Raw genomic sequence first — 20,242 nt, forward strand, 5'->3', positions numbered from 1 at the left:
ATTGACATCATGATGATTGAGCATCATGATGCAGTCATGCGCACCACCATCGATCTGCCGGAAGACCTGCACCGCATCGCCACCAGCCTGGCGCGTCACAACAAGCGCAGCCTGGGGCAGGTCGTGGCCGAGTTGATGCGGCGCGGGCTGGATGCGGCGCCGGCAGGCCGGGTGGAAGAGCGCAAGACGGTGTATCGCATCGACGAGGACACCGGGTTGCCGGTCATCCTCGGCGCGACCCGGGTGATGACCGACGACGACGTGCGGGCGCTGGAAGACGAACCGTGACGCCTGCGCGCGAGGCGCCGATATTGCTGGACGGCAACGTCCTCGTCGCCATGTCCTATCCGCCGCACGTGCATCACGTGGCGGCACAGCAATGGTTCCGCCGGCAGCGCGGCCTGTTCGCCACCTGTCCGATCACGCAGGGAACGCTGCTGCGGATACTGCTGAGTTTTCGCGCGGTGCCGGGCACCGAGGATGCCGTGGGCATCCTGCGCGGTTTCGTCGAGCACCCACGCCACCGATTCTGGCCGGATGGCCTCGACTACCTGCAGGTCGACTGGAAAGGCGTGATGGGCCACAGGCAGGTGACCGACGCCTATCTGGTGGCATTGGCAAGGAAGAACGGGGGCAGGCTGGCCACTTTCGACAAGGGCGTGGCGGCGCTGCATCCGGGTCTGGTCGAGCTGATCGAATGAGCGGATCTTCCGGGCCTCCTCCGACTGACGGCGACGCGCTCGCCCACAGCGCGCACCTGCAGGCGCTGATCCGCGAACAGGTCGCGGCCGCCGGCGGGGCACTCCCGTTCTGGCGCTTCATGGAGCTGGCGCTGTATGCGCCGGGGCTGGGCTACTACAGTGCCGGCGCGGCGAAGTTCGGCGCCGCCGGCGATTTCGTCACCGCGCCCGAGCTCGGCCCGCTGTTCGCCGAATGCGTGGCCGGGGCGGTGGCGCCGGTGATCGGCCAGGTCGGCGAGGATGCGCGTTTCCTCGAGATCGGCGCCGGCAGCGGCAAGTTCGCCGAGTACGCGATCAAGCAGCTGATGTGGCTCGACGCGATGCCGGCGCGCTACGCCATCCTCGAACCCAGCGCCGACCTGCGCGAACGCCAGCGCGAGCACCTGTCGCGGCGCCTGACGCCGCCGGTGTTCGAACGCGTCGAGTGGCTCGACGGGCCGATGCCGGACGACTGGAACGGCGTGCTGTTCGCCAACGAGGTCATCGACGCGCTGCCGACGCCGCGCTTCTCGATCCGGGGCGGCGAGGTGTTCGAGGAGCATGTCGTACTCGACGGCGACGGCGGCCTCAAACGCAGCGACCGCCCGGCCGATGCGCTGCTGGCCGCGGCCGTGCGCCACGTCGAGCGCCAGATCGATGCGCCCTTCGCCGACGGTTATCGTTCCGAACTCCTGCCGCAGCTGCCGTACTGGCTGCAGGCGGTCGCGGGCGGGCTGAAGTCGGGCGCGATGCTGTTCGTCGACTACGGCTATCCGCGGCGCGAATACTACGATCCGCGCCGCCGCGACGGCACCCTGCGCGCGTTCCACCGCCACCATGTGGTCGAGGACGTGTTCGCGCGCGTCGGCCTGCAGGACATCACCGCCTCGGTGGACTTCACCGCGCTGGCCGAGGCCGGCACCGGTGCGGGCTTCGACTTCGCCGGCTACTGCTCGCAGGCAAGCTTCCTGATCGGCAACGGGCTGGAGCAGCGCCTCGCCGCGCACGAGGCGCGCGCCGCCGACGAGGCCGCGCGCCACGCCCTGCGCCAGCAGGCGAAGGCGCTGACCCTGCCCGGGGAAATGGGCGAGCGCTTCCAGGCGATGGGCTTCGCGCGCGACGTCGGCTTCGACGCGGCCTTCCTCGTCGGCGACCTGAGTTTCCGCCTGTGAGCCCGCGCCCAGAAGGTACGTACCGCTTCGGCCGTTCGCTCAAGCCGCTGCGGCACCCGCGCTTCTGGTGCGCGCTGTGGTGCCTGGCGATCGCGGTGATCGTGGTCGGCTCGCTGATGCCGCCGCCGCCGATGCCCGACTTCGATGGCAGCGACAAGTGGACGCACTTCCTCGGCTACTTCGTCGTCGCCGCGTCGGCGGTGCAGCTGTTCCGCAACTGGGCGGGGCTGTTCGGCGCGGGACTGGGCCTCGTATTGCTTGGGATCGGCATCGAACATGCGCAGGGCGCGCTGACCGTCGACCGCATGTTCGACATGAAGGACGCGCTGGCGAACACGCTCGGCGTCATCGCCGGGCTGGGCACGCGGCTGACGCCGTGGCGCGACCTGCTGCTGCGGATCGATGGCGGGCGGGACGGCGCAGGGTAGGGATGTCGGCTTCCGACTCCCTCCCCCGCTTGCGGGGGAGGGTTGGGGTGGGGGCGCTCTTCGCAGCGAACCCGATCCTCAGCGCGCCACCAGCTCCACCCGATCGAGCACCCACATCTCCGGCCGCGTATCGCCGGTGGTGGTGAAGCACAGGTCGGTGGCGCCCCCGATCTCTGCCAGCGGCACCTCGACGTCGATGAAACCATCCTCGCCGGTCTCCCCCGGCAGCGGCAGCTTCGCCACGATCTCCCCACTGCAGCCGCCCGACTGCACCAGCAGCTCACCGTGTTCGGTTTCGGCGGGCAGGAACTTGCGGGCCGGTTCGTCGTGCGCAAGCTGGAAGTAGTACGGCAGCCGCCCCAGCCGCACCTTCGCCGCCGCGATGCCGTCGAGGTCGGCGCCGGCCCACAGCCAGCACGGGTAGAAGATCGTGACGTTGAAGATCGCGCGCTCGCCGTCGGCGGGGCCGTCGTCCTCCAGCCGCAGCAGCAGGCGGCCGGTGTCGGGGCAGGTGGCGAGCTGCTCGTCGCTGCGCACCAGCAGGCTCGCCGCGTCGAAGGCGTGCCGCGACGCGGGCGCGAGCGCGGTGGTGCCGGAGAACGCCGCGGCGCGCAGGTCCAGCGGCAGCGGCGCCTCGATCGGCGCCGCGTACAGCGGCGAGTCCGCGTCCGGCTCGCTGCCGTCGGTGGTGTAGCGGACCGCGTAGCCGAGCGGATTCTCCAGCGTGACCTGCACGCTGCCCGCCTTGCGCTCGCCTTCCGCGCTCGCCAGCACCTCGAACGGCGTCTGCGCATAGGCGATGTCGAAGGCGCGGTAGCGCGGCAGCTGCGCGGGCAGCCGCGTCAGGAAGTCCGCATAGTCCTTGCCTGCGGCCGGCGTCCAGGCCGATTCGGCCAGCGCCGCGATGCGCGGGAAGATCGCGTGCTGCATGCGCGCCCAGCTGCGCATGTGCTCGGTGAACACGTTGGCCTGCACGCCGATGACGTGCCTGGCCTGGGCCGCCGACAGCGCTTCGGGCACGGGCTCGAAGCCGTAGACCGTCTCCAGCGTGACCTGCACCGGGCGGCCCGGCGGCTCGTTCGGCGACGCGGTCTGCAGGTAGTCGAGGTAGAGCTTGTCCACCGGCGACATCACCACGTCGTGGCCGGACTGCGCGGCGGCGATGCCGCCCTCGGTGCCGCGCCACGACATCACCGTTGCGTCCGGCGGCAGCCCGCCCTCGAGGATCTCGTCCCAGCCCAGCAGCTTGCGACCCTTGCCCGACAGGTAGGTTTCCAGCCGCTTGATGAACCAGCTCTGCAGCTCGGTCTCGTCCTGGATGCCGAGTTCCTTCATCCGCGCCTGCACGCCGGCGGAGGCCTGCCACTGGTCCTTGACCGCCTCGTCGCCGCCGATGTGGACATAGGTCGAGGGAAACAGCGCGAGCACCTCGTCGAGCACGTCCTCGATGAAATCGAAGGTCGCCTCGTCGATGTTGAACAGGTACTGGTGCACGCCCCATTCGTTCGACACCGGCGGCGTGTCGCCGAGCGAGCCGTACTGCGGGTAGGCGGCGACGATCGCCTGCACGTGGCCGGGCATGTCGAACTCGGGCACGACGGTGATGTGGCGCTGCGCGGCATAGGCGACGATGTCGCGGATCTGGTCCTGCGTGTAGTAGCCGCAGTACGGGCGCGGCTTGCCGTTCGCCGGATCGACGCCGGCCTCGCCCGCGGGGATGCGGCAGCCGCCGACCTCGGTGAGCTTCGGATACTTCGGGATCTCGATGCGCCAGCCCTGGTCGTCGGTCAGGTGCCAGTGGAAGGTGTTGAGCTTGTGCTGCGCCATCGCGTCGAGCAACTGCCTGATCTCGTCGACCGACTGGAAATGGCGCGCGGAGTCGAGCATCAGCCCGCGCCAGCTGAAGCGCGGCGCGTCCTCGATGTGCAGCGCCGGCACGCGCACGGCCTCCCCCTGCGCCGAGGACAGCAGCTGCCACAGCGTCACCGCGCCGTAGAACAGGCCGCGCTCGTCGCCGGCGGCGACGCGGACATGCTGCGGGGCGATTTCGAGCACGTAGCCTTCGGCGGCATCGGGCGAGGCCGAGGGATCGATCGCGAACACGATGCCGCCGTCCGTTCCCGGCGCGGTCCCGGGCGTGATGCCGTTGGTCTTCGCGACCAGCCCGGCGAAGTGCGCGGCGACGCGCTGCGCGGCCTCGCCGTCCGCGGACACGCGGGTCGAGGCGTCGAAGCGGAAGCTGCCTTCGCGCTGCTCCAGCGACGCGGGTGCGGGGATCAGCGCCGGCCTGGCGACGGCTTCGGCTGGTGTCGCCGGTGCGGCATCCGCGGCATCCTGGCGTCCGCCGCAGGCGGCGAGCAAGGCGGTCATGGAGAGCATCAGCGCAAGCCGCTGCGCGCGGGGGATCGGGATCATTGCTTCATCCTCGGTCTGGCTTGGAAGAACTGCAGATTCGTCATCCCGGCGTTCGCCGGGATGACGGTGCTGACAATGGTGTCGTCGCGGCAATGGCGAACCATGGCCTCACGGCTGCTGGAAGATGGCAAAAAAACGCGGGCCCGGACGAACCGGGGCCCGCGGGGAGAACGGCATCAAGCGGGAGGTGGATGCCGTCGATCAGAACTGCATCCGCAGCGAGGCCATGTAGCGGCGTCCGGTCCGGTACAACCCGCGCACCAGCTTCTCGGTGTTGGCCACGCCGGGCACGTCGGCGTAGGTGTAGTACTCCGAGTCGAGCAGGTTCATGCCGTCCAGCGAGAGGCTGAGCCTGTCATTGATGCGGAAGCCGATGCTGGCGTCGAGCGACTCATAGTCGCTGGTGACCAGGTAGTTGCCGCGGTCGACCTGGGTGTAGTACTTCGAGCGCCAGGAGTAGGTGAGGCGCGCGCTCCAGCGGTCGTTCTCGAAGAACGGGCTGATGTTGTACTGGTTCTCCGAGGTCCAGGGCATCGGGTCGCCGTTGCTGGCTTCGGCGTCCGAGTAGGTGTAGTTCGCCTGGATGCCGAGTCCGTTCCACAGGTTCTGCTGGTAGTTCAGCGAGAAGCCCTGGATCGTCGCCTGGCCTGCGTTCTGCGGGCGGGAGACGGTGAAGTCCATGACCTGGCCGTTCGACTCGTTGACGTGGCGCTCGGTCCCGGTCGTGTACAGGATGTAGTTGCCGACGTCCTTGTGGAACAGCGTGCCTGCGAGGATGGCGTTGTCGGCGAAGTACCATTCGGCCGAGAAGTCGAGGTTGGTCGAGCGATAGGGGTCGAGATCGGGATTGCCGCCGCCGCCGGTCAGGGTCTGCGGGCCGAGCCACAGGTAGTTGGACATGTCGCCGTAGTTCGGGCGCGAGATCACCTTCGCCGCCGAGAAGCGCAGCACCAGGTTGTTGGAGAAGTCGTATACGACGTTGATGTTCGGCAGGAAGTCGTTGTACTTCTTCTTCACGCTGACGAGGTCATACGTGTGCACGCCGCCGTTGGCGCCGGACGTGCAATCGGCGCTGACCGTGCACTGCCAGCCGACGCTGTCGGATTCGGTCTGCACGTAGCGGAAGCCGATGTTGCCGCGGAAGCCGTTCCAGCTGTAGTCGGCCTGCACGTAGCCGGCGTTGACGTCTTCCTCGACGATCCAGGTGTTCGAGACGAACGAGGCATCGTTGAAGGTGCCGGGCTCGGGCATGCTCTGCCACGGCGCCAGCCAGTTGCCGCTGAGGATCCAGTCCGCGAGCGCCCAGCCGTCGATGGTGAAACGGTTGGACAGGTCGCCGACGTTGCCGAAGCCGCTGAGGTAGTTGCCCGGCAGCTGGCGTGGCGAGAAGTCGGCGGCGGTCGCGTCGCCGTAGCCGGCCACCGCAGCCAGCGCGACGCCCGCCATCGACTGCCCGGTTTCGTGCTGGCGGCGCTTCAGGCCGAAGCGCACCTGGTAGACCGGCGCGTCGAAACGGATGCCGCCATCGATCTGGCCGTATACCTCCTTGTCCCAGGTGGGCTTGGTGACGATGTTGCCGCCCCAGCCCGTGTTCCAGGTCGAGCCGTCGTTCGGATCCGCGCCCCAGCCGCCGTCGATGCGGAAGGCATCGGGATCGGTGAACGGGCTGCCGGGATAGTTCGGACTGGTCGCGGCGGCCGAACCGTAGTTGTAGCCGGTGAAGTCCAGCCGCGGCGTGCCGGTCAGGTCGTAGCTGTAGTCGGCCCAGTTGAGGAATTCGCCGAAGACCTGGCGGCCGGTGCCGCCGGTGGCCTTGGTGGTGCCGAAGTGCCAGGTGGCGAACCAGCGTTCGTCGTTCCAGGTGGCTTTGAGATCGTAGGAGTTGGTGTCGACCGTCGCCTGGCGGTTGATCAGGTCGTAGACGGTGAGCGCATTGCTGTACGAGGCGCGGGTGATGACGCCGCCCTCGACCTCGAGGTCGGTCAGGCGCATCAGGCTGTTCCAGCCGTTGCCGTTGAAGGCGAACATCGAATGGCTGATGTTGTCGTAGGCGGCGGTGACGTCCAGCGCGTTGAACTCGATGTTCATCTTCTCGTGGGGACGGAACTGCAGCGCCAGCGAGATCGTGTCGCGTTCGCGCTGCTGCTCGAAGTAGTGCGCGCTGATCGAGTTCGGCGCGATCGCGTCCGGGTTGGCGCGCAGGGTCGTTTCGCAGGCGCCCGAGCACGATGGCGGGACCTCGACCCCCGCGCCCCAGTCCATCGTCGGGGTGAACGAGTTGCCGCCGCCCACGCCGACGATGTAGTCGTTGCCGGTCACCGTGCCGTAGGACTCGATGCCGTCGCGGCGGATGCCCTCGTCGGCGCGCTGCGCGGCCACGATCAGGCCGAAGGTGTTGGCGTCGTTCTTCCAGCCGAACAGCAGCGAGGCCTGCGGGTCGCCGCCCTCGATGCGGTCGTTGTAGAGGTAGCCGACGTGGCCGGCGATCGTGGTCTTGTCCAGGTCAAGCGGCTTGCGCGTGTGCACGATCACGGTGCCGCCGATCGAGCCCTCGTCGATGTGCGCCTCGGGCGACTTGTAGACCTCGACCTTGCCCACCAGCGACGGCGCGAGCAGCGAATAGTTGAAGGTGCGGCCGGGCTGGTCGGTGATGAACCAGTCGGCCGAGGCGACCGTCTGCCCGTTGAGCAGGGTGCGGCTGAGCGCCGGATCGGTGCCGAGGATGCTGATCTTCTCGCCCTGGCCGAAGGCCTTGTCGATGGTCACGCCCGGCAGCGAGGAGATCGCCTCGGCGACGTTGGTCGAGGGGAACTTGCCCACGTCCTCGGCGGTGACGACGTCGATGATCGCGTCGGAATTGCGCTTGGTGTCCAGCGCCTGCTGCAGGCTGGCGCGGATGCCGGTGACGACCACGCGGTCGAGTTCGGTGGCGTTGGCGTCCGCGGACGGCGCGTCGTTGTCCTGCGCGGCGGCTTCCTGCGCATTCGCCTGCGCGGCGACCCCGAGGCACACGGCGATCGCGGCCGACAGCATGGTTTTGCGGTGCTTCATGACGGTTCTCTCCAGTGCGGAATGGGTGTGGCTGTGGCCGCCGGCGCAAGGGTCTGCCGGTGGCCCGTGGCGGTGCCGTTGCGCGTGCCGGCCGTGGAGCGGCGCGTGCGCGGGCAGGGGGGTCTGGTCAGCGGGCGGGCATCCGTTCCTCGTTGTCGTTCTGCTCCTGGCCGAGGTACCAGCTGGCGGCGCCGATCACGCCCAGCTGCCCGTGCTCGACCAGCGTCACGGGAATGCGCAGCAGCACCTCACGCATCGGTCCCTTGTCGAGGAACCGCTGCACGAAGCTGCTGTGTGCGAGGAAGTCGCGGATCCGCGGCAGGATCCCGCCGGCGAGGTAGACGCCGCCGTGCGCGCCGTAGAGCAGCGCCATGTCGCCGACGGCGCTGCCGAGCAGGCCGCAGAACAATTCGAGGGTGTCGCGCGCGAGCGCATCGTCGCCGGCCAGGGCGGCGGCGGTGATCGCGTCGGGCGTGGCCTGCGTCGGCGTCGTGCCGCGCACCTGCGCGAGCGCAGCGTGCAGCCGCACCAGCCCGGGGCCCGACAGCGCGTGTTCGATCGGGATGTGGCGGCGCTCGCGCCCGAAGGCCTGCAGCACCGCGATTTCCAGTTCGGTGGAGACCGTCAGCGAGGCCTGGCCGGCTTCGGTGGCGAGCACCGTCGCGCGTGGGTGCCCCGGGATCCGCACCGCGGCACCGAGGCCGGTGCCCGGCCCGACCACCAGGGTCGGGCCCGGCGGCGCCCGTTCCGGGCCCGACAGGCGCAGCAGCGCATGCGCGTCCGCCGCCGTCACCGCGTGCGCGACCGCCTCGAAGTCGTTGATCAGGCGGAAATCGTCGAAGCCCAGCTGCGCGCGGATGCGCCCGGGCGCGACCGGCCAGGGCAGGTTCGCCGACAGCAGCGAGCCGTCCTCCAGCGCGTGGCCGGCGCAGGCGATCACGCCGCGGTGGATCGTCCCGGCGTCCGGCAGGGTGGCGAGGAAGGCGGCGATGATCCCGGCCAGGCCGGGGAAGTCGGCGCAGGCGTACTTGCGGTAGTGCAGGACCTCGACCGGATCGCCGCCGTGCACCAGCCCGATGCGCACGTGGGTGCCGCCGACGTCGGCCGCGATGAACGGCGCATGCGTCGGCCGGCGGCCGGTGACGGGCAGTGGACGGGTGCTTGCAGCCACGCTGGCTCCTGCGATCGCCGCAGGCGGAAGGCTGCGGCGTGGGCGGAGTGTTGGAACGTCGTGACAACGATGTCAAGCGCCGAGTCCAGTCGGCTTCGACACGCCGCCTGTTTAACGACATAGGTCAAACAATAGACGAAAAATTGATGATCTATTTACAAATTTACGGGCAAAATACGACGATGTCCGTGGATGTCCGAAGCGTGTCCGCAGGGCCCATGCTGCAAGGCAGCACCCGGACATGCGCAGGAAATGCGGCCTCCGCGGGGTGAGGCGGTTGGCATTCGGGGGAAAAGTATGACAACGTTAGTCACCTTGTCCGGTAGCAGGACAAGGGGACGGGAGGGGCAGGAGATGAGCGAGGAACAGGCCAGTCCGCGCAAGCCGACGATCCGCACCGTGGCCGAGCGCGCCGGGGTGTCGCTGAAGACCGTCTCGCGCGTGATCAACAACGAACCCTCGGTGCTGCCGGCCACGCGCGCGCGCGTGCTGCAGACCATCGCCGACCTCGACTACGAGCCCGACCCCTCCGCGCGCAACCTGCGCAGCTCCAGCGCCTACGTGATCGGGCTGGTCTACGACAACCCCAACCCGTACCACATCATCGGCCTGCAGAACGGTGTGCTCTCGGCCTGCCGCGAGACCGGCTTCGGCCTGCAGATCCATCCCTGCGACGCGACCTCGCCGCTGCTCGCCGACGAACTGGTGGAGATGGTGCAGCGCTCGCGGCTCGCGGGACTGGTGCTGACCGCGCCGATCTCCGAGCGCCCTGAACTGATCGAGGCGCTGGAGCAGGCCGGCGTGCGCGCCACCCGCATCATCGCCGCGGCCGAGGATCCGGGTGACGGCCACCCCTGCGTCTACGTCGACGACCGCGACGCGGCCTACGAGATCACCGAACACCTGGTCCAGCTCGGCCACCAGCGCATCGGCTTCCTCTGGGGCGGGCAGGAGCACCGCTCCAGCTCCGAGCGCTACCTCGGCTACGAGCAGGCGCTGAAGGACTACGGCATCACCCTCGACAAGCACCTGGTGATCCCCGGCGACTACACCTTCGACGACGGCTTCCGCGGCGCGCGCCGGCTGCTGGCGCTGCGCGACCCGCCGACCGCGATCTTCGGCTCCAACGACGAGATCGCCGCCGGCGTGCTTGCGGCGGCGAAATCCGCGGGCATGAACGTGCCCTATGACCTGTCGATCGCCGGCTTCGAGGACAGCCCGTTCTCGAAGCAGTCGTGGCCGGCGCTGACCACCGCCAAGCAGGCGACCGAGGAGATCGCGCGCCACGCCGCACGGATGCTGATCGCCGGCCTGCGCCAGGACGGCACCGCCGCGCACAACCAGGGCTTCGTGCCGCAGCTGGTGGTGCGCGGCTCCACCGCGCCGGTCCGCCCGCGCACGCAACCCGCCGGAGACGCATGAACGCCCTGATCGACCCGGACGACGCGCAGGCGCGCGCATCGTCGACCTGGATGTTCCGCGAGGCCGCCGAGGCCGCCGACGTCGTCGCGCGCCAGTTCGCCGCCAACCGCGACGTGCTCGCGGCGCTGGCGGCGGACCTGCGCCGGCGCCCGCCGCCGTTCGTCGCCACCTGCGCGCGCGGCAGCTCCGACCACGCCGCGACCTATGCCAAGGCGCTGTTCGAGACGCAGCTGGGCGTGGTGACCGCCTCGGTGTCGCCGTCGGTGGGCTCGGTGTACGGCGTGCAGCAGCAGCTGCGCGATGCACTGTTCATCGCCGTCTCGCAGTCGGGCAAGAGCCCGGACCTGCTGCGCAACGCCGAAGCCGCGCGTGAGGCCGGCGCGCGCGTGGTCGCGCTGGTGAACGTCGTCGACTCGCCGCTGGCGGCGCTGGCCGACGTCGTGGTGCCGCTGCACGCCGGCCCCGAACGCAGCGTGGCCGCGACCAAGAGCTACCTCGCCTCGCTGTCGGCGATCCTGCAGCTGGCCGCGCTGTGGCGCGGGGATGCCGCGCTGCTCGATGCGCTCGACCGGCTGCCCGACGCGATGCGCGTGGCCTGGGACTGCGACTGGTCGCCCGCGTGCGCGGGGCTGGTGCGCGCGCACAACCTGTTCGTGCTCGGCCGCGGCCTCGGCCTCGGCGCCGCGCAGGAGGCGGCGCTGAAGTTCAAGGAGACCTGCGGCCTGCACGCCGAGGCCTACAGCTCGGCCGAAGTGAAGCACGGGCCGATGGCCCTGGTCGGCCCCGGCTTTCCGGTGCTGATCCTCGCCCAGCCCGACGAAACCGAAGCCGGCACGCTGGCGCTCGCCGACGAGTTCCGCGCGCGCGGCGCGCAGGTGTGGCTGGCTTCGCGCGAGGACGAAGCCGACCCCGGATCAGGTCCGGGGCAGGCCCTGCCGGTGGCGGATGCGCCGCATCCGGCCTGCGCGCCGCTGCTGCTGGTGCAGAGCTTCTACCGCATGGTGAACGCGCTCTCGCTCGCGCGCGGCCACGATCCGGACAGGCCGCCGCACCTCAACAAAGTCACCGAGACGGTCTAGCGCCGTGTCCCGCCGGACCATCAACGAGCACGTTGTCATCCCGGCCCCGGCCCTTGCCGTCATTCCGGGTGCGGCCTCCGCCGTCATCCCGGATGCGGCCTCCCCTGTCATCTCGAGCGTAGCGAGAGATCCGCGCGTCGATTCTCCAGGAACGTCATTCCCGCGAAGGCGGGAACCCAGTGTCTTTAGCTTTCCGGGATTCGAAGACGCTGGATTCCCGCCTTCGCGGGAATGACGGCTTTCTTGTTCGGAATGAAATGAAACCCCGATCCATCCGGAAACCTTCGGGACGCACGAAATGCTCGAACCCTGCACCATGGCAATGACCAAGCCCGACCCCGCCGGGACGGTCGAATCATGACGACGGCCCTGATCAACGGGCGCGTGCTGCTCGACGACGGATTCCGCGACGACGTGGCGGTGCTGGTCGAGGGCGGCCGGATCGCGGCGATCGTCGCCGGCGACGACGCGCGCGCGCGCAACGCGGAACGCATCGACCTCGAAGGCGGCGCCCTCGTGCCCGGCTTCATCGACGCCCAGGTCAACGGCGGCGGCGGCGTGCTGCTCAACAACATGCCAACGGTCGAGGGCATCCGCGCCATCGCCCGGGCACATCGCCGCTACGGCACCACCGGCCTGCTGCCCACGCTGATCAGCGATAACGTGGAAGCAATGCGCGCAGCGATCGCCGCGACCCGCGAAGCGATCGCGCAGGGCGTGCCCGGCGTGCTCGGCATCCACCTCGAAGGTCCGTACCTCGCGCCCGCGCGCAAAGGCACCCACGACGCGCGCGTGTTCCGCACGCCCGACGCGGACGAGATCGCGCTGGCGACCTCGCTCGGCAATGGCGTCACCCTGCTGACGCTGGCGCCGGAACAGCTGCCGGTCGAGACCGTCCGTGCGTTCGTCTCGCGCGGCGCCATCGTCGCGGCCGGGCATACTGCGGGCCGCTACGACGAGATCCGCGCCGGGCTCGACGCCGGCATCCGCGGCTTCACCCATCTCTACAACGCCATGTCGCCGCTGCAGGGGCGCGAGCCCGGCGCGGTCGGCGCGGCACTGGAAGACCGCGACAGCTGGTGCGGGATCATCGTCGACGGCGTGCACGTGCACGCGGCCAGCCTGCGCGTCGCGCTCGCCGCCAAGCCGCGCGGCAAGCTGTTCCTGGTCACCGATGCGATGCCGATGGTCGGCGCCGACGATCCGGCCTTCGTCCTCTACGGCGAAACCATCACCGCCGTCGACGGCGTGGTGCGCAATGCCGCGGGCTCGCTCGCCGGCTCCGCGCTCGACATGGCCACCGCCGTGCGCAACAGCGTGCACCTGCTCGGCCTGCCGCTGGACGAAGCCGCGCGCATGGCCTCGCGCTATCCGGCCGAATTCCTTGGCCTCGATGATCTTCATGGCCGCATCGCGCCGGGCTACGCCGCCGACTTCGTTCTGCTCGACGACGCCCTCGCCGTGCGTGCGACCTGGATCGCCGGCGACATCGCGCGGCACGCCGCTTGAACGCCGCCGCGCCCCGCTTCGCCTCGGTCGACGCCCTGCGCGGCCTCACCGTCGCGGCGATGCTGCTGGTCAACAATCCCGGCGACTGGGGCCACGTCTACGCGCCGCTGCTGCACGCGGACTGGCACGGCTGCACCCCGACCGACCTGATCTTCCCGTTCTTCCTGTTCGTGGTCGGCGTCTCGATCGCACTCGGCATCGTGCCGCGCGCCGAGGCCGGCGCGGCCCCGCGCGTCCTGCATCGCGCCATCGCCTCGCGCGGCGCGCGCATCATCGCGATGGGCCTGCTGCTGCACCTGTTCGCCTGGTGGGCCTACGACATGGCCCACTACCGCCCCTGGGGCGTGCTGCAGCGCATCGGCCTGTGCTTCATCGTCGCCGCGCCGCTGGCGATCCACCTCAAGCCGCGCCTGCAGTGGGCGTGCATCGCCGCGCTGCTGCTCGGCTACTGGGCCCTGCTGTCGCCGGGCGGCTACGCGCAGTTCCACAACCTCGCCGACCGCACCGACACCGCACTGTTCGCGCCGTTCCTCTACGTCTTCGATCCGGCGACCGGCCTCGGCCGCGACCCCGAAGGCCTCGTCAGCACCCTCCCGGCGATCGCCACCGTCCTGCTCGGCGTGCGCGCCGGCGACTGGCTGCGTCGCGGCGACACCAGGCGCCTGCTCATCGCCGCCGTCGCCGCCCTGGCCGCGGGCGCGCTGTGGTCGTTCGCCATGCCGATCAACAAGGCGCTGTGGACCTCGTCCTACGTCCTGTGGACCGCCGGCTGGGCGACCCTGGCGCTGCTCGCCCTGCACCTGCTCATCGACCGCCGCGGCTGCCCACCCCTCGGCCGCGCCTTCGGCGTCAACGCCATCGCCGCCTACGCCGGCTCCGCGACCATGGTCTACCTGCTCGCCGGCCTCGGCTGGTGGGGCGCGATCTACCAGCACGCCTACGCCGGCTGGATGACGCCCCTGTTCGGCCCCTACGTCCCCTCGCTGGCGTTCGCGATCAGCTTCGTTGCGCTGTGGTGGGGGATCGTGTGGTGGATGGATCGGCGTGGGTGGCACCTGAAGATCTGATCCGGGCAAGACGGCTGTCGGCCGGAAGCAGACTCACAAGAGGTCGATTCCCGAACGGCTGGTACGACCCGGGACACCAGCGTCGCAGGCCCCCCCGGAATCCGAATCGCGGGGGCCTCGCTCCATCGGCGGCAGACAGGGTTACGACGGGAACGGTCCCAGGCTTCCCGCTGTTTGCGAAGGAGCCGTCGTGCTCACCAGGAAAGACAGGCGGTGACGTGCGCCTCGTCCACGTGCAGCGAGAATGCCCAGCCGTTGCGCTCGCACAGGCGCTGGACGATGCCCAGGCCCAGGCCATATCCATTGGAAGACGAGGACCCGGCCGGCGTGAGCCCCCCGGCATCGTCACTGCCCAATCTGTTGGTGACCAGCAGCTCGTGCTCCTTTATGAGAACCGTGATCGGTCCCTGCCCGACGAGGGTTTGTTCGAAGGCATTCCGCACCAGATTGTTGACCGCGATCAGGAAGGCCTGTGGATGCCCCCGGACGACCGGTGCCGCGAGACTTTCGACATCGACGTCGACGTCGACGAGCTTGCCGTTCAGCAGGTAGCGCTGCTCGTCTATCGCCCGGCTGACCAGCGGCGTCACCGGGAACTGCTCTCCATACTTCCCGTCGTCCGCTTCGCGGGCGAGGCACAGGAACATCTCGATCGTGGATCTCATCTCGAGCGTCGCACGCCGGATTCGAGCCACCGCCTTCGCATCCTCCGCTGACAGACTGCTTTGCTCCAGCAGCTCGAGCGCGCCTGCGATCACCGTGATCGGCGTCCGCAACTCATGACTGGCAGAGCTGGTGAAGTACCGTTCCCTCGCCACGAAGGCGCTGATGCGCTCGAGGGTTTTCTCGATGGCGCCGGCAAGGACGCCGACCTCATCCTCGCCGAACCGGTTGGACTCGATGACCTTGTGGTCTCCGGCCGACAGGTGTTCCAGGTCAATCTCCGCGACCACCTCGGCCAGTTGCACGACAGGGGCGACCGCTCTCCGCATCACCAGAATGCCAAGCCCGAAACCCAGGGCGCCGAGCGCACCCACGGCGACAGTGATGACGAGGAGCCACCACCAATCCTCGGAGGAAGCCGCCTCGATCCCGGCGACATCGAGAACCACGAATGCGCGTCGCCGTGGATTGTCGGCAGGGATGACCGCCACATGCAACTCTTCCGCGACGAATTCGTACAAGCCCTCATCGGGATCTGTTCTCGCCCAGTCCCTGAGCGATTCCGGCAAGCTCCCGACCTCATCGTAGCCGCGAAGGTTGGTCGACAGGTCGGGATAGCTCTCGGCAGCGCGTTGCAGCTGATTCTCCAGCACACGGTCTTCGCTCAACCTGATCGCAGCGTAGAACGCGAACCCCCAGGCCACGCTGAGTCCGACAACACACAACGCGAACGCATACTCGACGCGCTTGCGAAAGCTGTGCCGCATTACCGGGCATCCTCCGCAATCCAATACCCGATGCGATGCACCGTATGAATCAACGGACTGTCGAACGGCCTGTCGATGGCCTGCCGCAGCTTGTACATGTGCGAGCGAAGCGCATCGCCATCCGGAGGTTCGTCGGCCCACAACAGGGTTTCGAGATCATCCCGGGCCACAACAGACGGGGATTCTTCCATCAGTCGTTGAAGCAACTTCATGCCGGCAGGACTGAGCTCGACGCGCCGCCCCGCGCGATGCACCTGCAGCGTTGACCTGCTCATGGTCAGGTCGCCAACAGTCAACAGGTTGTCGGTATTCCGGTGACTCCGCTTGTACAAGGCCCGAAGTCGCGCGTGGAGTTCCTGCAGTGCGAATGGCTTGACCAGGTAGTCGTCGGCGCCGGCGTCGAACCCCTTGAGCCTGTCGTCAAGCGTGTCCCTCGCCGTCAGCATGAGCACGGGCGTTTCCATCCTGGCATCCGTTCGCAGCCTCTGGCAGAAAGTCAGGCCATCCATCCCCGGGATCATCAGGTCCAGAACGATCACGTCGAACGGATTCGTCAACGCCAAATGCATTGCGGTGATACCGTCATGTGCAAAGTCCAGGACATAGCTGCACTTTTCAAGGTACGTGGCAATGTTGTCGCAGATGTCGCGATTGTCTTCGACAATCAACGCCCTGATCGGCGCCGTACCAAGAGCGGGTACCATCTGCTGCTCCCCCTTACCAGGCGTAATCCAGTCGCAGACCAATCAGCGGCTCGGCTTCGCTATCGTCCTTCACGTTGACGCCTCGGCGATAGTCGAACTCGCTTTCGTCGGTTGACGATGCCGACGTCACGTTGATGACATCGAGAAAGGCCGTTACATCGATGGGGCCAAATGCGCGCCGATAGTCAACGCGAAGGTTCAGCACGCCGTAGCTGGGTTTGCGGCCGATATTGCGCTCGGTCGTCTCTCTTGAGAAGCGCAGGGGTTGCCCGGGCCCCAGCACGTCTTCATGGATGATGAAGGCGTCCTCCGGCCTGCCGGAAAGGTACTTGTAGCGCCCGGCGACCTTCCAGCGGCTGGTGATTTCCCAGGTCAGTCCGAGGGTAGCCACATGCTCGCGGCTGAAATCGTCGGCGACGGCACCCCGGCCGTCCTTCCGATCGACTTTCGCATCGTTGTAGGAGTAGGTCGCGGCAGCGTAGAGCCCTTCGCGAATCGTGCCCTTGACCACGACATCGAAGCCGTAGGACGTGCCGTCACCAATGTTGGCAAACGTCCCGTTTGCCCGATCCAGGTCGACCACGAGGTTGGAGAGGTCCTGGTAGTAGGCTTCCGCCAACACCGACCACGTGTCGTTCGGGAAGTACTCGAAGCCGATGCTTCCATGCGTGATCTTCTCGTTCTCGAGCTCGTTCCCCGCGTTGGCCGCGAAGTCCAGGTACCGGGGCGACTGATGGAACAGCCCGGCGGTCGCGAAGTACCTGATGCCTTTGCTGCGCCGCCAGTTGACGCTGAACCTGGGCGACACGAGGCTTTCGTCCGTCAGGCCGTCCCGCTCGAACCGGACGCCCGTGCGAATATCCCACGTGCCGCGCGTGAAAACCTGGTCCACGTAGCCTGCATAGCTCGTCGCTTTCCGGCTCAGCGAAGAGTTGATGTTCGCCGGGGTCAGCACGATGTAGCGCTGCTCCGGGTCCGGCCTGAAATCATCGTCGTCATAGACGAATCGGATCCAATCGCCGTCCAGGACGGTGCTGTAGTCCAGTTCGATCTGCGTTGCCTGAATGCCCGCACTGAACGCACCCCATCGGTTTGCTGTCCTGAAGTCGCTTCGCCAGCCGATCTCGGTCTCGTCTTCGGTGATGGTAATGATGTCTTCCCGCACCGGGAAACTGGAGGCCGGCGATCCGTCGGGGACGAGGTCGGGAAATGCTTCGCCCTCCGAACTGATCTTGTTGCTGGTGCGGTGGTAGACCTTGTTGGTCCAGACGGCACCCTCGCCGATCAGGGATCGCAGCGTAAGCCCGTACAAATCACTGTCCTGCCTGAAATCAAGAAGCGATGCATCCTCGAAATTGGGCGACTCGAAGACGTGGGTCACGTCGCGAGTGTAGGTCTCGCGCGTATCGATCAGCAGTACCTCGATCGTGTTGGACGGATTGATCGGTATGGCCGACTTGACGATGATGTCCCTCAGGATCGGGTTTCCGATGTCCAGTTCTTCAATATCCTCAAAAAAGGCACCGAAATCCAGTCGGCGGGCGGAAACGAGAACGGTGGAATCCCTGGTGATCCCGAGCGGGCCGTCGTAGCCCACTTCATTGCCCGCAAGGTCGAGGCGCAGGCTGGCGGACGGGCTTGGGCTGCCATCGGCGACTTCGAGCTTGAGCAGCGATCCGGCCCGGCCGCCGTACGCCGGGCCCCACCCGCCCGGGGAGAACTCGGCGCCACTGATGACGTTCGGTGCGAAGATCGAGAAACGGCCGCCGCCGCCGACATCCTCGTCCTCACCCAGGGTCGCGTCGAAGTGCACCGCCTTGTCGAACGGGAACTCGTCAACGAAGATCAGATTGTCCCGCGGGCCCCGGCCGCGCACGCTGAAGCTCGCGAACTCGCTGGCGGACGCCAGGCCGGGCAGGCCATCCAGCGAGAGCAGCGGATCTGCGCCACCGCCAACGGCACTTCGCAATGCTTCCCGATCGAGATAGGTGCTGGAGGGTGACGCGAATGCATCCAGTGCCCGTGCTCGAACCACCACTTCTTCCATCATCGGCGCCCCAAGTTCGAACTCGATCCTGGAGTTCTTCCGCGTGATGACGCGTACGCTTGGCTCGTATACCGGAGCGAACCCGACCTTGGTCGCGTTCACCGAATAGAGGCCGGGGTCGAGCTGTTCAACGACGATGCGACCACGCGCATCGGTTTCCATGGATCGCGTGGCGCTGGTGTCCCGCTCCGTGATCGTGACCTGCACGCTTGGGAGTGGCCGGTCGGTGTATTGATCCCTGATGATGATGGTCAGGGCGCCGGGCGCCTCCGCTGCATGGGCGGACAGGGTGAATCCGATCAAGTGCGCCGAAAGTGCCAACCACAACACCCGTCTCACGTGTCTGTTCATATCGCGCTGCCCCCAGGAATTGGCTGTGTTCACTTGATGAAGCAGTGCGAAACTAGCAATGCAAATGTCGCCAAAAGGTCGCCGTCCTGGCGCGGCAGCGCGCGCCGGCACCAGTCTTCTTGCGTCGATATGCGTCCGTGGGCGCATCCTCCTTCCCTGAGGCGGTGAGTCGGATGGATGGATTGATTGGCCCGGTGCCTGCGCTTGCGCGTGAGCGCGCCCGGTCCTTTGCCGGTTGCCGCTCCGGTGACCGAAACGGTGTCGTCAAACACGGCTTGCGTTCGCTCCCCGCATCGAGATCGCTGGTCAGTTGGAATCGCGTTCGACCGCTACTCTGCCGACGGGTTCGAGTAGCAGGCCTTGAGGCCCAGGGATCTAGTCTCCAGCCCTCGCCTGCGTGATGGCGGCAATCCTCGCCTTGCGCAGCGCCTCCCCGATCTGCGTTCCGCTCATGCCGTCGACGGCGAGGTCACGGGCGTTGACGGCGAGGGCGGCGGCGTGGGCGCGGCGCAGTTCGTCGCCCTGCGGGTAGGCGGCGTCCTCACTGCCGAGGCGGCCGCGCTTGTCGGCTTCGCAGACCAGCGCCAGTTTCGCGATGCGTTCGGGCTTGCGGAAGGCGTCGCAGCGCAGCAGCAGGTCGTGCACGGTGGCGTCGCGCAGTTCGCCGATGCGGTGGACGTTGAGGTGTTCGCGGCAGGCGATGCCGGCGAGGTCGCGGTGCTCCAGCGACACCTTCAGTCGCTCGGCCACCGTGCGCAGCGGCGCGAGTCCCGCCTGTTCGTGGCCGATGTGCCTGGGCAGCTCGTGTTTCGGCGTCAGCGCCTTGCCGAGGTCGTGCGCGAGCGCGGCGAAGCCGACGACGGTGTCGCCGGGCGCGAGGCGTGCGGCCATGTCGCTGACCAGTTCCTGGTGCGCGCCGGTGTCGACCTCGGGATGGAACTCGGCGCGCTGCGGCACGCCGTAGAGTGCATCGACTTCCGGCAGCACCGCGCGCAGCGCATCGGCCTCGCGCAGGGTGCGCAGGAAGGCGGACGGCTGTTGCGAAGCCAGCGCCTTCGCCAACTCCTGCCAGACGCGTTCGGGCACGAGGGCGTCGAGTTCGCCGCTGGCGGCGATGTTGCGCATCAGCGCCATCGTTTCCGGGGCGATGCGGAAGCCGAGCGGCGCCAGGCGCGCCATGAAGCGCGCCGCGCGCAGCACGCGCAGGGGATCCTCGACGAAGGCCGGGCCGACGTGGCGCAGCACGCGCGCTTCGAGGTCGCGCGCGCCGCCGAAGGGATCGACCAGGGTGCCGTCGGGGCGTTCCGCGATGGCGTTGAGGGTGAAGTCGCGGCGTTCGAGGTCCTGTTCCAGCGTCACCGAGGGATCGGCGTGCACCACGAAGCCGCGATAGCCGGGCGCGGTCTTGCGCTCGGTGCGCGCGAGCGCGTGTTCCTCGCCGGTGCCCGGATGCAGGAACACCGGGAAGTCGCGGCCGACCGGGCGGAAGCCGGCGGCGAGCATCGATTCCGGCGTCTCGCCGACCACGACCCAGTCGCGATCGCCCGGCGGCAGGCCGAGCAAGCGATCGCGCACCGCGCCACCGACGAGGTAGGTCTTCATGCGCGCATGATGCCTGAAGGCGATGCCGGGGATCAGGGAAGGCGCGTGCGCGCCGTGCCATCGGGTTCTGCGGGA

Annotated in this window: 16 protein-coding genes; 8 read left to right on the forward strand and 8 right to left on the reverse strand. The window is 68.2% G+C overall.

Going from position 1 to position 20,242, the window contains the following annotated elements:
• Window positions 1-36: 36 nt before the first annotated feature.
• Genes FQY83_RS05160 through FQY83_RS05175 form a run of 4 tightly spaced genes read left to right on the forward strand, consistent with a single transcriptional unit; the run spans window position 37 to window position 2,319 of the window.
• Complete coding sequence (locus FQY83_RS05160) at window positions 37-288, forward strand: antitoxin (protein ID WP_146385750.1); 252 nt, start codon at window positions 37-39, stop codon at window positions 286-288.
• Window positions 285-701 (forward strand): TA system VapC family ribonuclease toxin, encoded by a 417-nt coding sequence (locus FQY83_RS05165; RefSeq protein WP_238333412.1) that lies wholly within the window; start codon window positions 285-287, stop codon window positions 699-701. The genes FQY83_RS05160 and FQY83_RS05165 overlap by 4 nt, the downstream gene beginning before the upstream one ends.
• On the forward strand, window positions 698-1,891 hold the full coding sequence (locus FQY83_RS05170) for a class I SAM-dependent methyltransferase (protein WP_146385752.1): 1,194 nt from the start codon (window positions 698-700) through the stop codon (window positions 1,889-1,891). Before FQY83_RS05165 ends, FQY83_RS05170 begins: the two co-directional genes overlap by 4 nt.
• Window positions 1,888-2,319 (forward strand): VanZ family protein, encoded by a 432-nt coding sequence (locus FQY83_RS05175; RefSeq protein ID WP_146385754.1) that lies wholly within the window; start codon window positions 1,888-1,890, stop codon window positions 2,317-2,319. Before FQY83_RS05170 ends, FQY83_RS05175 begins: the two co-directional genes overlap by 4 nt.
• A 78-nt stretch (window positions 2,320-2,397) precedes the next feature.
• Here FQY83_RS05175 and FQY83_RS05180 read toward each other — a convergent pair whose 3' ends face one another.
• From FQY83_RS05180 to FQY83_RS05190, 3 genes are all read right to left on the reverse strand, one after another.
• A complete protein-coding gene (locus FQY83_RS05180; RefSeq protein ID WP_146385756.1) occupies window positions 2,398-4,734 on the reverse strand; it encodes a beta-N-acetylhexosaminidase in 2,337 nt (778 codons plus the stop codon).
• A gap of 201 nt (window positions 4,735-4,935) precedes the next feature.
• Window positions 4,936-7,785 (reverse strand): TonB-dependent receptor, encoded by a 2,850-nt coding sequence (locus FQY83_RS05185; protein ID WP_146385758.1) that lies wholly within the window; start codon window positions 7,783-7,785, stop codon window positions 4,936-4,938.
• A gap of 127 nt (window positions 7,786-7,912) precedes the next feature.
• Window positions 7,913-8,956 carry a glucokinase gene (locus tag FQY83_RS05190; RefSeq protein WP_238333413.1) on the reverse strand — a complete coding sequence of 348 codons (1,044 nt, stop codon included), beginning with the start codon at window positions 8,954-8,956 and terminating at the stop codon, window positions 7,913-7,915.
• Between the two features lie 354 nt (window positions 8,957-9,310).
• Between FQY83_RS05190 and FQY83_RS05195 the strand changes: the two genes are divergently transcribed.
• From FQY83_RS05195 to FQY83_RS05210, 4 genes are all read left to right on the forward strand, one after another.
• A complete protein-coding gene (locus tag FQY83_RS05195; protein WP_146385759.1) occupies window positions 9,311-10,378 on the forward strand; it encodes a LacI family DNA-binding transcriptional regulator in 1,068 nt (355 codons plus the stop codon).
• Entirely contained in the window at window positions 10,375-11,457 is a 1,083-nt protein-coding gene (locus FQY83_RS05200) for an SIS domain-containing protein (RefSeq protein WP_238333414.1), read from the forward strand. The genes FQY83_RS05195 and FQY83_RS05200 overlap by 4 nt, the downstream gene beginning before the upstream one ends.
• Window positions 11,458-11,814: 357 nt before the next feature.
• The gene (gene nagA / locus FQY83_RS05205; RefSeq protein ID WP_146385761.1) at window positions 11,815-12,966 is read left to right on the forward strand and encodes an N-acetylglucosamine-6-phosphate deacetylase; all 1,152 of its coding nucleotides are present in this window, start codon (window positions 11,815-11,817) and stop codon (window positions 12,964-12,966) included.
• Entirely contained in the window at window positions 12,963-14,033 is a 1,071-nt protein-coding gene (locus FQY83_RS05210; protein ID WP_202878156.1) for an acyltransferase family protein, read from the forward strand. Before nagA ends, FQY83_RS05210 begins: the two co-directional genes overlap by 4 nt.
• A gap of 194 nt (window positions 14,034-14,227) precedes the next feature.
• Here the strand turns inward: FQY83_RS05210 and FQY83_RS05215 are convergent, their stop codons facing one another.
• From FQY83_RS05215 to FQY83_RS05235, 5 genes are all read right to left on the reverse strand, one after another.
• Entirely contained in the window at window positions 14,228-15,463 is a 1,236-nt protein-coding gene (locus FQY83_RS05215; RefSeq protein WP_146385763.1) for a sensor histidine kinase, read from the reverse strand.
• Window positions 15,463-16,140: a response regulator transcription factor gene (locus FQY83_RS05220; RefSeq protein WP_192906677.1), complete on the reverse strand. Its 678-nt coding sequence runs from the start codon at window positions 16,138-16,140 to the stop codon at window positions 15,463-15,465. Before FQY83_RS05220 ends, FQY83_RS05215 begins: the two co-directional genes overlap by 1 nt.
• A gap of 40 nt (window positions 16,141-16,180) precedes the next feature.
• A complete protein-coding gene (locus FQY83_RS05225; RefSeq protein WP_202878157.1) occupies window positions 16,181-18,517 on the reverse strand; it encodes a TonB-dependent receptor in 2,337 nt (778 codons plus the stop codon).
• Window positions 18,518-18,594: 77 nt separating this feature from the next.
• The gene (locus FQY83_RS05230; protein WP_146385770.1) at window positions 18,595-18,837 is read right to left on the reverse strand and encodes a hypothetical protein; all 243 of its coding nucleotides are present in this window, start codon (window positions 18,835-18,837) and stop codon (window positions 18,595-18,597) included.
• 103 nt (window positions 18,838-18,940) lie between these two features.
• Window positions 18,941-20,167 carry a multifunctional CCA addition/repair protein gene (locus tag FQY83_RS05235; protein WP_146385772.1) on the reverse strand — a complete coding sequence of 409 codons (1,227 nt, stop codon included), beginning with the start codon at window positions 20,165-20,167 and terminating at the stop codon, window positions 18,941-18,943.
• Window positions 20,168-20,242: the final 75 nt, after the last annotated feature.

Source organism: Luteimonas marina, assembly GCF_007859325.1.
GTDB lineage: Bacteria > Pseudomonadota > Gammaproteobacteria > Xanthomonadales > Xanthomonadaceae > Luteimonas > Luteimonas marina.

What these genes read in the sequence shown, in the direction of transcription:
- FQY83_RS05160 (WP_146385750.1), top strand. Translation starts at nt 37, where the DNA reads ATGCGCACCACCATCGATCTGCCGGAAGACCTGCACCGCATCGCCACC.
- FQY83_RS05200 (WP_238333414.1), top strand. Translation starts at nt 10,375, where the DNA reads ATGAACGCCCTGATCGACCCGGACGACGCGCAGGCGCGCGCATCGTCG.
- nagA (WP_146385761.1), top strand. Translation starts at nt 11,815, where the DNA reads ATGACGACGGCCCTGATCAACGGGCGCGTGCTGCTCGACGACGGATTC.
- FQY83_RS05235 (WP_146385772.1), bottom strand. Translation starts at nt 20,167, where the DNA reads ATGAAGACCTACCTCGTCGGTGGCGCGGTGCGCGATCGCTTGCTCGGC.
- FQY83_RS05215 (WP_146385763.1), bottom strand. Translation starts at nt 15,463, where the DNA reads ATGCGGCACAGCTTTCGCAAGCGCGTCGAGTATGCGTTCGCGTTGTGT.
- FQY83_RS05180 (WP_146385756.1), bottom strand. Translation starts at nt 4,734, where the DNA reads ATGATCCCGATCCCCCGCGCGCAGCGGCTTGCGCTGATGCTCTCCATG.
- FQY83_RS05170 (WP_146385752.1), top strand. Translation starts at nt 698, where the DNA reads ATGAGCGGATCTTCCGGGCCTCCTCCGACTGACGGCGACGCGCTCGCC.
- FQY83_RS05185 (WP_146385758.1), bottom strand. Translation starts at nt 7,785, where the DNA reads ATGAAGCACCGCAAAACCATGCTGTCGGCCGCGATCGCCGTGTGCCTC.
- FQY83_RS05195 (WP_146385759.1), top strand. Translation starts at nt 9,311, where the DNA reads ATGAGCGAGGAACAGGCCAGTCCGCGCAAGCCGACGATCCGCACCGTG.